Below are 12,198 nucleotides of genomic sequence, written 5' to 3'. Positions count from 1 at the left end.
TGGTAGTTCCGGTGACGCCATGCCTGACTGTTGGCTTCTTTGTTAGGACGGGATAGCGCTCGAAAGGAGTTATGATGGATCCAAGTTTTTGGCACCAAAGGTGGCTAAATAATGAAATTTCTTTCCACGCAAGTGAAGCCAACCCACTCCTGGTCAAATATTTCAAAGAGCTTTCCCTGGCGAAAGGCCGTCGCGTATTTTTACCCTTGTGCGGTAAGACTCTTGATATTTCCTGGCTGCTTTCCAATGGCTATCGTGTCGCGGGTGCTGAGTTGAGCAAAATAGCCGTTGAGCAATTATTTGCGGAGCTTGGGGTGGAACCCAAAATATCAGGGGTGGGTGATGCCGATCATCACAGCGCTGAAAATATCGACATATTTGTTGGCGACATGTTTAATTTGTCACGCCGGATGCTCGGCCCGGTTGATGCCATTTATGACCGGGCCGCTTTAGTCGCACTGCCCGAAGCCATGCGCGGTCGATACACGGCGCACTTAACGGAGATGACCGATACGGCACGGCAGTTGCTCATTAGCTATGAGTACGACCAAAGCATGATGGATGGCCCTCCTTTTTCAGTCAGTAACGAGGAAGTAAAAAAGCGCTATAGAGATCGTTATGATTTAAAACTCCTGGCAGGCACGGATGTCCCGGGTGGATTGAAGGGAAAATGCGCGGCTAAAGAGAATGTATGGCTGCTACAAAAAAAGAATTAGGGTCACAGTGTCCTCGTTGGGCGCTGAAATCAGGACCCGACTCCTTTTTTCTTATTGATAGACAGCGGACACTGTTTTATGGTATAGTCCTATTCAAGCAGAACAATAGGTCAGAAGGCCGCCGAAAGGGCAACCCACTCCGAAAGGGTGGGGCGCAAAGCCGTCAACCTACTCCCGCATAATGATGGTAAGAAGGGAATGGTTGGACCGCTGCCGAAGAGGCTTTCAAGTGGAACCCTGCGAACCACGTAAGTGGCGCAGGGTTTTTTCATCGGAGCCTCCTGACGAAGCAACGTTGAACCCTGCTGAGAGAAGGAGGTCACAATGATTCCACACGACTTGGGCAATACGGCCCTTGCGTTTGCCGCAATCACGGGTCTCGTGGTATGGGTCATCTATTTTGCCCTGTCCATGGCCGCGGATAGTCCGGCGAGCCCAAAGTAAGGCACGCGGGGGCAGTAGCCCCTTGATATTCCGGAGGGTAGCCAAGTGGCTACCCTCTTTTTTTATCCCGATAGTTGGCCTAGGGCCGTCTCTCCGGCGCAGTCGACTTTGACGCCAAGTGGATTGTAAGCCACCGCGATTATACCGGCAAATCCAAAGGAAGACGGTCAGGTCTTAAAATTTTAGTTTCACTCCCCCCGGCCCCGCGCGCGGCGTCCCATTTTCTCCTGTCATCGCGGATCCTCCGATCCGAATTCCCGCGCCCCTTGACTTATTAAAAGTAATATATTATTACAGCATTCATTACGGGTAAGTTTGCCCTACAGAGTCGTCTATGCCGTGGAACGCGATACCGTTACGGTTCTCGTTTTAGAAATCACACCGCCTAATTATTAGGAGGATGTATGAGGAAGGCCCGACAAGCGGAATTTGTTTCGGCCAAACGGCAAACGACCATGACCACCGGCGAAGTCATATTGACTTGATTTCCGTCTCCCCTCCGCCTTCAAGCGCGGGAGGGGCTTGGGAATGGAGCATTGGATCAATGGAGCAGTAGAGCAGTAAGGTAAAAGGCATTCATCAATCGGGGAGGTGCGACATGGATACGCAGGCGGTGAAGGATGTGAGGGCGGTGATCGAAAAATTCCGGGACGCGGTTCAGAAGCGGGACATCAAGGCGCTGGAAGCGGCGGTGGCGCACGAGCCCGACCTGGTCTTCTACGGCTCGCAGGCGGGAGACAAGCAGGTGGGCTGGCCCGCGATCAAGGCCTCCTTCGAGGAGCAGTTCCGCGAGACGAGCGCGATCGAGTCGGAGGAGCTGGCGAGCACGATCAAGGTGAACGGGGATACGGCCTGGGCGGCCTACGACCTGCGGTACAAGGAGATCGGCGGAAGCAAGGCCGGAAGTTTTGAGACCCGCTGGAGCTGCGTCCTCTGCCGTTACAAAAACGGATGGAAGGTGGTTCATATGCACCATTCCAGGGGGCGCTAGATCGGGAAGCGGCGCCCCTCCGGTCCGCCCACGCGCGCGGGGGGCTTGAGAATGGAGCAATGGATCAGTGGAGCAATAAAAGAAAATGCGTATTGTTTCCTGGAATGTCAACGGCATTCGCGCGGCCATGAAAAAGGATTTTCCGGCTTCCCTCGAGGCCATGGGGGCGGATATGTTCTGCCTTCAGGAAACCAAGGCCCAGGACGAACAGGTCCTCGATGCCTTGTCGGGCATCCATGGCTATCACATTTACACCAATTCGGCGGTGAAAAAGGGGTATTCGGGAACCGCCGTTCTGGCCAGGATGGTTCCCCTTTCCGTGCGCAAGGACATCGATCGGGAAGAGCACGGCCGGGAAGGCCGCGTGATCACTCTCGAGTTTGAGGATTATTTTCTTCTGAACGTCTACACGCCCAACTCCGGCAGTGAATTAAAACGGCTTCAATACCGCCAACGGTGGGACGCCGACTTTCTGTCGTACTTAAAGGTTTTGGAAAAGAAGAAGCCGCTCATCGTCTGCGGCGACTTCAACGTGGCTCATAAGGAAATCGATTTGGCTAGACCGAGAGAAAACTATAATAAGAACGCGGGCTACATGCAGGAAGAAATCGACGGGATGAATAACATCGCACGGGCCCGTTTCATCGACAGCTTCCGACACAAGAAACCGGATGAAATTAAATACAGCTGGTGGAGTATGCGGGCCGGCGCCCGCAAAAGAAACGTCGGATGGAGGATCGATTACGTGCTGGTGTCGCCGAGCCTGGCCGGGCGCATCAAGAATGTCGACATTTTAGATGAGGTCATGGGTTCGGACCATTGTCCGGTTTTATTGGATTTGAAATGATCGGGTACGGCCCCCCTCCGTCATGCGCGCGGGTGGGTCGGCCTTTAGGGCCCCATCGCGGGAGACCGTCCCCCGGATCCTTTCGCGAAATTCGGCACGGGTGCGTGTTAGAATGAAACGGGCCGCTTGAGGGCCCGGAAGGAGCGTGTCGGCCATGCAGGGTGCCGGAGAAAAGGGACTGGAGTTCGTCACGATCGAAGGGCTCCTGGCCTACGGGGAAGCGATGGCTCTGTGCCCGCGCGTCGATGGGGCCGAGCCGCCGCCTGAGATTCTCCCCGTCGCAGACCGCGCGCCCCGGGTCCGGGCCGCCGCGGACGCGATCCGGCAATTCGTGAGCCGGGCCCAGAGCGGCTTTCCCGACGCCGAGGCTTATCGCGCCGCGCGGGCGCTGCTCATCCAGGAAGCCTGCGGAGGGGATGAGCTGGTTTTTTACGCGGCCTGGAACCGGACGCTCGCCGAGGGAGGGCTGACGCCCTTGCTCCGCGCCCCGATCGGGCATGTCCAAAAACCAATCCAACGGCGCCCCGTGGCGATCGTTCCCCGGGCGCATCTGACCCCGCAGCTGATTGAAGGCCGCATCGTCCTCGATCTGGGCGACGATCGCTTTTGGCTGCTCCCCCGGGACTTGAGCGGCCGGACCCTGCTCTTCACACTGCGCCACGGCGTCTCGCGTGTGGAAAGCGGCGCCTATCGCGTCGGACGGCGGCTGGCCAACGCGCTCGATCCGGAGCGGGGCGTCCCCAAGGCAGAGGCGGTCGGGTCGGCGCTGGCCAGGATGCTCGGCATCGTCGGGCACCAGCTCGATTTTCTTAAGGTGCCCAATTACCTCGATCCCCGGAATTTCTCGCATCGCGTGAGCCGCAGCCCCAACACCCGGCAGCTGTTTGAACGGGTGGCGTCGGCCCTCCGCCGGGACGGCCCGGCCGGGGCTTCGGCCGCGGTCGATGCGACCCTGGAGTCCCAGGACTTCGGCTGGGCGACCGGCGTGGAAAAGCGTAGGGAAGCGGAGGAAGCCGAGCGGCGCTTCGGCGTGGACGGGGCCTCGGCGAAACGGCTGATCAAGCATCCGCTCTATGGTTATCCGGGGGGCCACTCCTTTTACGATCTCTACGTCGATGTGGCGGACGGCTTCCATCGAATCGCACAATCGGAGCAGGGCGGAGTGGCCTGCCTTTATACCCACAGCTCGACCCTCCGGGCCCTGATCATCTATCTTGATCCGAGGCCCTTCCACGAGGCCTTCGCGGAGTTCGGCGAATATAAGGAAGGGCAGGACAACGTCGTCCTCCTTTCGTACGAGAACGGGCAGTTTTCCGGTTACTCGACGGCGGTGGGACTCTCCGCCCGGGAGCGGACGGCGCGGGAGGCCTGGGCCGGCGTCGAGCGGGAACGGACGGGCCGCGTCACCCTGCGCCCCCGGCAGATTAAACAGATCGTGGCGCTCGTCTCGGGGGGCGATTTCGCCGGCGCCGGCGCGGCGCTCAAGGAGATCAGCGTGACCGGCGAGCGCTTCGGGCTGCGGGTCTACTTTGCCCGGCATGGTTTTCTCGGATTGGCCAACAACTGGATCGAGCAGGTTACGGAGCGGGAGACCCGCGGGATGGCCGGCACCGCCAGCAGCCCGATCGGCAGCAGCCGCTTCGAAGAGTTCAAGGAGGAGCGGGTCCAGGAGATCGCGCGGCGGCACCTGGAGCCTTATCTGAACGACGGGGCCTTGATTGTGCTGGGGGGCGACGGAAGTCTGCGCGGGGCGCGGGCGCTGTTCGAAGGGTTCGGGGCGCAGGTCGTCGGACTGCCCGGCTCGATCGACAACAACATCAACGGCACCACCGCGCTCGGGTTTCATTCCGCCGTCGGGCTGGCGAATCAATCGCTGGAGTCGCTCAAGGCGACCAGCGCGGCGATGGGGAGCATCTTTTTCGTCGAGGTGATGGGAGCCGGTTCCGGCCACCTCGCGCTGGCCTGCGCCTATCAGTCCCGCGCCGAGGGCGTCCTGGTCAACGAGCATCCGGACCCGGACGGCTACATCGACCAGGTCATTTTGGGAACGTTGAAACGAAGCCTGGGGGTTCCGAACAAAAGCCACCTCTTCATCGTCGCCGAAAAGACGCCGCACCGCCACCACCCCGGCGGCGGCGTGCACGGATTGAGCGAGTACGTCGCCCGCACCATCGCCCGGTGGCCGCAGCCTCCGATTCAGCCGGGGTCGTATCCGCTTTCCGCGGCGACGAAGGCGACGATTCTGGGGCATACCCTGCGCGGGGCGCCGCCGGCGCCGGAGGATAAGGCGCTCGCGCAGCACCTGGCCTATGAGGCGATCCGCCGCCTCGTGGAACGGCCCGACACGGTCGTGGGCTCTTTTCTGGCCTGGAGCGGGTCGGGCGTCGTCGAGCCGATTCCGCTGCACGCGCTCACACCCAAGCCCTTCGACTGGGAACTCTTCGCGCGGATGCACGGGAGCGATCTGCCCATTCCGGAGGCCTCCTGACCGAAGCGTCCTGTTTTTTCGACTTGGCGCGGGCCGGGCCGGATCGGGCCTTAAGAAATTTCGACGCCGTCGCCGCGTGGGGCGACGGGGACCGGAGGGCGGAGCCGTGGAGGGTTAAGCTTCATCGTGCTTTTGAACGCCATCATGAACCAGACTCAAAAGACTGAAGGCCACCACGGCAATGGTCCCGAATCCCGCCGCGATACCTAAGACAAGTAAAATCATGGTTTTCCTCCCTTTGCGGTTTGTTCTATGTCTTATAAAAAGTAGCCCCGGGTTATGAAATTTTTCTTAAGAAACCATTACGCCCGTGTAAATTCCAACGATAGGTTTTCTTTTCGCGCGCGGGGGCTCCGTTGCAAATAGTCTTGACAGGCCGCGGACTTCACAGTAGATTGGGATTGATCATCCCGACCGGAGGGCTCCGCTGGCCACGCGCAGATCTAAATCGAAACCAGAACCGAAGCCGATAACGAAACCGGACGCACCCCCTCCCAAGGCCGCGTCCCCGCCGGCCGTTAAACCCTCGAAAGCCGCCCCGATGGTCTCCGCGGCCGAGATGGGGGCCCGCCAGCGGGAAATCTCCGTTTCGGAGTTCTTCACCAAGAACCGCCATCTGCTGGGCTTCGACAGTCCCAGGAAGTCGCTCCTCACCTGCGTGAAAGAAGCGGTGGACAACGCGCTCGACGCCTCCGAGGAGGCCGGCATCCTGCCGGAGGTCTCCGTCACCCTGGAGGCGGTCCCCGTCGATGGGAAGACGCCCGCGCCGAGCCAGGCCGAGCGCTTCCGGATCACGGTGGTCGACTACGGCCCCGGGATCGTCCGCGAGCAGATTCCGCCGATCTTTGCGAAGCTCCTGTACGGCTCCAAGTTCCACCGGCTCCGGATGAGTCGCGGACAGCAGGGCATCGGCATCTCCGCCGCCGGGATGTACGGCCAGCTGACGACCGGAAAGCCCGTCCGGATCATCTCGCGTACGGGACCGAAGAAGCCGGCACATTATTTCGAAGTGCAGATCGACACGAAGAAGAACGAACCGCGCATTTTGGAGAAAAAACAGGTCGAGTGGGAGCCGCACCGGGGCACGCAGGTGACGCTCGAGATCGAGGGGCGCTACCAGAAGGGGCGCGCCTCGGTGGACGAATACCTCGAGCTGACTTCGATCGCCAACCCGCACGTCCGGCTGGTCTATCACACGCCGGAGGGCGAGACGAAGGACTATCCCCGGACCTACCATGAGCTTCCCCCGCCGCCCCGCGAGATCAAGCCGCATCCCTACGGCATTGAATTCGGCATGTTCCTCAAAATGCTCCAGGACACCAGGAGCCATTGGCTCTCCGGGTTTCTGTCGGGCGATTTCAGCCGGGTTTCATCGAACCTGGCCGAGGAGATCTGCAAGCGCGCAAAGGTTCCCCCGCACACGCGCCCGCGGGACCTGCGCGGGGAGCGGGCCGAGACGCTGTACAAGGCGCTGCAGTCGACCAAGATCATGGCGCCGCCGAGCAACTGCCTTTCGCCCATCGGCGAGAAGGCGATCCTGACCGGGCTCTACAAGCAGATCAAGGGCGAGTTTTACACCGCCGTCAGCCGTCCCCCGGCGGTATACCGGGGGAACCCCTTCGTGATCGAGGCCGGCCTGGCCTACGGCCGGGGCCCGGAGGAGGCTGCGAAGAAAACCGAGGCGGCGGAAGCCCCGCTGGCCGAAGGGGAGGAGCGCGACGGGGATGAGGAGCTGGCCCGCGTCATCCGCTACGCCAACCGCGTCCCGTTGCTCTACCAGCAGTCGGCCTGCGCGACCTTCAAAGCCGTCCTCGACACCCACTGGCGCAACTACGGCGTCGCCCAGTCGAAGGGCGCGCTGCCGGCCGGGCCGATGGTGATCTTCGTCCACATGGCCTCGGTCTGGGTGCCCTTTACCAGCGAATCGAAGGAGGCGATCGCCGACTACGACGAGATCCGGAAGGAGATCCGCCTGGCCCTTCAGGAATGCGGCCGGCGGCTGGGGGTCTTTCTACGGAGGCGGGAGCGGGCCAAGAGCGAATTCCGCCGTCGGAATATATTCGAGCTGTATATCGAAGAGGTCGCGGAGGCCTGCGGCCGTCTCAAGGGGGGAAAACTCCGGGTCGACCGTCTCAAGGACCAGCTGCAGAAGATCGCGATGAAGCGGACGGGAGGCGAGCAGACCGACCTTGCGCTGGGCAAGACGGGCCGCGGGCCGGAAGGGCTGCCCCACTCGATCATCGTGACGCCGGAGGGCGTCGAGGGAGAGGTGCCCTTGCAAGCCGACGGCGACGGCGGGGCGCCCGGATATCCGACGGGCGGGGCGGCCGGCGACGGGGCCGGGCCGTCCCCCGAAAAGTCCTCCGAAAAGCCGCAAAAAAAGAAACCCAAGAAAACAAGGACGCGCCGTGCGCGCAAAGGAAGCTAACATGGCCAAGACCACGCGGAGCCGAAACAACGCGGTTGCAAGGAAACTGATCGGGATCGCCGACGCGGTGATCGCGGCCGCCGGGAGGCGCCAGGACCCGACGCTGTCGATCCCCATCCGGTCCCTGTCGAACGTGAACTTCAATCCCCGCAAGGGGATGATCGAGATGGGCCGGAGGAAGCAGGCCCGCTCGTTCTTCAACGTCGGCATGGCGAAGAAATTCATGCAGACGGTGCTGGTGGCCGACGCGCTCTCGGAGCTGCAGCGCGCGAACCTCACCACCTCGCTCCGGGAGATCTATTACCGGACCAAGCACACGATCCGGGATTCGAACGAGAACACCTTCGACACCCAGAACGAATCGGACCCGCTGATCGAGGATCTGGAGGTGTCGCTGGAGGCCCTCCGCGAGGAGCTGCACGTGCGCGCCGAAAACGCCGGCAGCGTCGTGGGGCCGGTCGTTTTCGGCGACGACGGCGACCGGGTCGACTGCGCCCGGCTGGGGAAGGGCGGCTACTCCGTGCCCTCGATCGTCGAGCCCGAATATCTCGAGATCAAGCGATGCACGGCGGATTTCGTGCTGCTGGTTGAAAAAGGGACGCAGTGGAACCGCCTGTCGGAGGACAAGTTCTGGCGACGCTACAACTGCGTGCTCTTGACCGGCAACGGCCAGCCGCCCCGCGGGGTGCGGCGCCTGGCCCGGCGGCTGCACGAGGAGAGGCGGCTGCCGGTCTACGTGATGGTCGACAACGACCCCTGGGGCTACTACATCTACTCGGTCGTCAAGCAGGGCTCGATCAACCTCGCGTTCGAGAGCAACCGCATGGCGATCCCGAAGGCCAAGTTCATCGGATTGTCCAGCGCGGACCCCGACCGCTACGGCCTGCCGCGCAACGTCGGGATCAAGCTCAACGAGAAGGACATCGACCGTGCCAAGGAGCTCCTCGCCTATCCGTGGTTCCAGAAAGAGGCGTGGCAAAAGGAGGTCAAGCGGATGCTTGCGAGCGGCCTCAAGTATGAACTGGACGCGCTCGCGAACAAGGATTTTCAATTTCTCACGAAGAAGTATCTGCCCCGGAAGCTCAAGGAACGGGACTGGCTCGACTAGGGGCCGCGTCCGGCGCCGCCCCGTCTTCGGGGCGGGGAGGGTATTCCGGAATGTTGAAAGAGGAAAACGCGGAGGTGAAATCATGGCGCATCAGATCGTTTGGTGTGATATCCCGGTGACGGACCTGGCCCGCGCGATCCGGTTTTATTCCGCGGTGCTCGGCGCGCCGGTGAGGGAAGAGAAATTTCCGGTCGGATCGATCGGACGGCTTCCGTCCGGGGAGGGCGAGATCGGCGCCTGTCTCTATCTCAGCGACGACAACCGGCCCTCGGCGAACGGGCCCCGGATCTACCTCAACGTCCAGGGCCGGCTGGACGAGGCCGTGAGAGCGGTCAAGCCGAACGGGGGCAAGCTGGTCCAGCCGAAGCGGCCGATCGGGCCGTACGGGTTCCGGGCCGTCGTCGAGGACAGCGAAGGCAACCGCGTCGCGCTCCATTCGTCATGAAGTCGGCCGGCCCTTCCATTGACAGGCCGTCGGCCGGTGGGATAAAGTATTCCCCGCCATGACCGCGAAGCGACTTTACATCAAGACCTTCGGATGCCAGATGAACGTTCACGACTCGGAGCGGATCGGGGGGCTGCTCCGGAACGAGGGCTACCGCTTGACCGAAAAACCCGAAGAGGCCGATATGATCATCGTGAACACCTGCAGCATCCGGGAAAAATCGGAGCAGAAGGGCTACAGCGATCTGGGCCGCTTCGCGCAGCTCAAGCGCGACAAACCCGGTCTGATCCTGGGCATGGCCGGCTGCGTGGCCCAGCAGGAGGGCGCGGGCGTTTTAAAACGCTTCAAGGGGCTCGATCTCGTCTTCGGCTCGTCCAACATCGCCAATGTCCCGCGGATGATCGAGACGATCACGCTCAGGTCGCGGCCGGTCGTGATGGTCGAGGAGCCGCCCGGACCGCCCCGGACGACGCCGGCGGACCGCAAGGACCGCGTTCGGGCCTGGGTCTCGATCATGGAGGGCTGCGACCGCCGCTGCGCCTTTTGCGTCGTTCCGACGACCCGCGGGAGGGAGCGGAGCCGACCGAGCGCCGAGATCGTGCAGGAGACGACCCATCTGGCCGAGGCCGGCTATAAGGAAATCACTCTTTTAGGGCAGACCGTCAATTCGTACGGGAAGAATTTGGATGAAGGGGTGGACTTCGCCGATCTCCTGGCGAGGCTCGATGCGGTGGACGGAATCGTGCGGATCCGTTTCGAATCGCCACATCCCTGCGACATGACCCCCAAGCTGATCGAGACGATGGCCGGGCTGACCAAGGTCTGCGAATACCTGCACCTGCCGCTGCAGTCCGGCTCGGACGCCGTGCTGGAGCGGATGGGCCGCGGGTATACCTTGAACGACTACCGGCGGATCGTGGCCCGCCTCCGCGAACGGATTCCGGGAACGGCGCTCTCGACCGACATCATCGTCGGCTTCCCCGGGGAGACCGGGGAGGATTTCGACCGGACCCTCGATGCCGTGGCGGAGTTCGAGTACGACAACGTCTTCTACTTCAACTACTCGCGGCGTCCGAACACGCCGGCCGCGGAATTCGGGGACCCGGTTCCCCCCGAGGTCCAGGAGGCCCGCTTCCAACGCCTCTCGATGCTGGAGAAGAGCCTGGCCCGGAAAAAGAACCAGGCCCTGATCGGCACCGTCCAGGAAGTTCTCGTCGAGGGCCGGAGCAAGAGGGACCGCGACAGGCACACCGGCCGGACCCGCTCGAACAAGCTGGTCCATTTTTGCGGCGCCGACGAGGAGATCGGCCGCCTCGTGAATCTGCGCATCGCCTCAGCCGGTCCCACCTGTCTGGAGGGGATACGGCCCTCGCCGCCATGAAGATCGCCTTTCACACTCTGGGATGCAAGGTCAACCAGTTCGACACCGCGATCATGGAGGACCAAACGCGGCGGGCCGACCATCAAATCGTTCCCTTCGGGCGGTCCGCGGACGTCTACGTGATCAACACCTGTTCGGTGACGGCGAACGCCGATCGGGAAGCGCGCCGGCTCGTCCGTCAGGTCCGGCGCCGGAATCCGTCGTCCCGGATCATCATGACCGGCTGTTACGCGCAGACCCACCCGGAGGAGCTCGCACGGATCCGGGGCATCGACCTTGTCCTGGGGCGCCGGGAGAGGGAGGACCTGGCGGTCTATCTCGGCGGGTGCGACCGGTCCGACGATCCCGTCGTGAACGTCGGCGGGATCATTTCGTCCGGCCCGTTGGTCCAGCCCGTTCTTCGGAGTTTCACGGGCCACACAAGGTTCTTCCTGAAAATCCAGGACGGCTGCGATTACCGGTGCTCCTTTTGCCTCATCCCCCGGGCCCGCGGTCCGGGCGCAAGCCTTCCGCCGGAGAACGTCGTCGAGCAGACGGCGGTCCTGGTCGAGGAGGGGTGTCGGGAGCTGGTCCTGACCGGCGTCAATCTCGGCACCTTTGGCCGGGATTTTTCACCGAAACAAAGTCTGGCCGGGCTGCTCCGCTTGCTCCTTAACCGCACGCGGATCGAAAGGATCCGTCTCAGCTCCCTCGAGCCGAAGACGGTCACTCCCGAATTGGTCGAGATCATCGAATCCTCGCCGCGGATCTGCCGGCATTTCCATATTCCGCTTCAAAGCGGTGACGACCGGATTCTGAAAAAGATGAACCGGCATTATTCCGGAACGTATTACCGACGGCTGATCCGGTCCCTGGCCGAGCGATTTCCGGACGCGGGCATCGGGGCGGACGTGATGGTCGGTTTCCCCGGCGAAGGGGAGGCCGAGTACCGGAACACCTATGCGCTGCTCGACGAACTGCCGATGAGCTACTTCCACGTCTTCCCTTTTTCCGCGCGGCCCGGGACCGCCGCGGCCGGCCTGCGGGACCGGGTCCCGGAGCCGGAAAAGAGCCGGAGAGCGGACGGGCTTCGTCGTCTCTCGATGGAAAAGAGCCGGCGGTTTTTCGACGCCCGGGTCGGTCGGGAACTGCCGGCCTTGATCGAGAAGGAACGCGATCCCGAAACGGGTCTGCTGAAGGGCATCACCGACAACTACATCAAGGTCCTTCTTCCCGGGCCGGACGAATTCATGAACCGGATCCGGCCGGTCCGGATCCGTTCCGTCGACGGAGATCGGGTCACGGCCTGCCTGTCCTAAAAAATCCGAACAATTTACAAGAAATTTGTTGACAGAATTAAATTCGTATGGT

At 62.1% G+C, this 12,198-nt stretch carries 9 protein-coding genes and 1 riboswitch; all 9 genes read left to right on the top strand.

Annotation, left to right across the window (positions count from 1 at the left end; all coding sequences use genetic code 11):
- The first annotated feature begins 74 nt into the window (after nucleotides 1–74).
- The 9 genes from tmpT (at nucleotide 75) to mtaB (ending at nucleotide 12,146) form a co-directional block, all read left to right on the top strand.
- The gene (gene tmpT / locus VLY20_02580) at nucleotides 75–716 is read left to right on the top strand and encodes a thiopurine S-methyltransferase (GenBank protein HUK55522.1); all 642 of its coding nucleotides are present in this window, start codon (nucleotides 75–77) and stop codon (nucleotides 714–716) included.
- Nucleotides 717–834: 118 nt separating this feature from the next.
- A riboswitch (cyclic di-GMP riboswitch) is annotated at nucleotides 835–934 on the top strand.
- 824 nt (nucleotides 935–1,758) lie between these two features.
- Nucleotides 1,759–2,151, top strand: coding sequence for an AtzH-like domain-containing protein (locus VLY20_02575; GenBank protein ID HUK55521.1), 393 nt, complete (start codon nucleotides 1,759–1,761; stop codon nucleotides 2,149–2,151).
- 85 nt (nucleotides 2,152–2,236) lie between these two features.
- Nucleotides 2,237–2,998 (top strand): exodeoxyribonuclease III, encoded by a 762-nt coding sequence (locus VLY20_02570; protein ID HUK55520.1) that lies wholly within the window; start codon nucleotides 2,237–2,239, stop codon nucleotides 2,996–2,998.
- Between the two features lie 154 nt (nucleotides 2,999–3,152).
- Nucleotides 3,153–5,486 (top strand): 6-phosphofructokinase, encoded by a 2,334-nt coding sequence (locus tag VLY20_02565; protein ID HUK55519.1) that lies wholly within the window; start codon nucleotides 3,153–3,155, stop codon nucleotides 5,484–5,486.
- Nucleotides 5,487–6,027: 541 nt separating this feature from the next.
- Nucleotides 6,028–7,914 carry a DNA topoisomerase VI subunit B gene (locus VLY20_02560; GenBank protein ID HUK55518.1) on the top strand — a complete coding sequence of 629 codons (1,887 nt, stop codon included), beginning with the start codon at nucleotides 6,028–6,030 and terminating at the stop codon, nucleotides 7,912–7,914.
- A 1-nt stretch (nucleotide 7,915) separates the two neighbouring features.
- Nucleotides 7,916–9,022, top strand: a complete 1,107-nt coding sequence (locus VLY20_02555; protein ID HUK55517.1) for a DNA topoisomerase IV subunit A — start codon at nucleotides 7,916–7,918, stop codon at nucleotides 9,020–9,022.
- Nucleotides 9,023–9,104: 82 nt separating this feature from the next.
- On the top strand, nucleotides 9,105–9,467 hold the full coding sequence (locus VLY20_02550) for a VOC family protein (GenBank protein ID HUK55516.1): 363 nt from the start codon (nucleotides 9,105–9,107) through the stop codon (nucleotides 9,465–9,467).
- Nucleotides 9,468–9,525: 58 nt separating this feature from the next.
- Entirely contained in the window at nucleotides 9,526–10,848 is a 1,323-nt protein-coding gene (gene miaB, locus VLY20_02545) for a tRNA (N6-isopentenyl adenosine(37)-C2)-methylthiotransferase MiaB (GenBank protein HUK55515.1), read from the top strand.
- The gene (gene mtaB, locus VLY20_02540; protein HUK55514.1) at nucleotides 10,845–12,146 is read left to right on the top strand and encodes a tRNA (N(6)-L-threonylcarbamoyladenosine(37)-C(2))-methylthiotransferase MtaB; all 1,302 of its coding nucleotides are present in this window, start codon (nucleotides 10,845–10,847) and stop codon (nucleotides 12,144–12,146) included. The genes miaB and mtaB overlap by 4 nt, the downstream gene beginning before the upstream one ends.
- Nucleotides 12,147–12,198: the final 52 nt, after the last annotated feature.

It is taken from the genome of Nitrospiria bacterium (assembly GCA_035517655.1).
In the GTDB taxonomy this organism is placed as follows: Bacteria; Nitrospirota; Nitrospiria; order JACQBZ01; family JACQBZ01; genus JACQBZ01.
The sequence above is the reverse complement of the archived record's forward strand: the minus strand, read 5'-3'. Positions and strand labels throughout refer to the sequence as shown.

Coding starts and splice junctions, on each gene's coding strand:
- tmpT (HUK55522.1), top strand. CDS start 75: ATGGATCCAAGTTTTTGGCACCAAAGGTGGCTAAATAATGAAATTTCT.
- VLY20_02575 (HUK55521.1), top strand. CDS start 1,759: ATGGATACGCAGGCGGTGAAGGATGTGAGGGCGGTGATCGAAAAATTC.
- VLY20_02570 (HUK55520.1), top strand. CDS start 2,237: ATGCGTATTGTTTCCTGGAATGTCAACGGCATTCGCGCGGCCATGAAA.
- VLY20_02565 (HUK55519.1), top strand. CDS start 3,153: ATGCAGGGTGCCGGAGAAAAGGGACTGGAGTTCGTCACGATCGAAGGG.
- VLY20_02560 (HUK55518.1), top strand. CDS start 6,028: ATGGTCTCCGCGGCCGAGATGGGGGCCCGCCAGCGGGAAATCTCCGTT.
- VLY20_02555 (HUK55517.1), top strand. CDS start 7,916: ATGGCCAAGACCACGCGGAGCCGAAACAACGCGGTTGCAAGGAAACTG.
- VLY20_02550 (HUK55516.1), top strand. CDS start 9,105: ATGGCGCATCAGATCGTTTGGTGTGATATCCCGGTGACGGACCTGGCC.
- miaB (HUK55515.1), top strand. CDS start 9,526: ATGACCGCGAAGCGACTTTACATCAAGACCTTCGGATGCCAGATGAAC.
- mtaB (HUK55514.1), top strand. CDS start 10,845: ATGAAGATCGCCTTTCACACTCTGGGATGCAAGGTCAACCAGTTCGAC.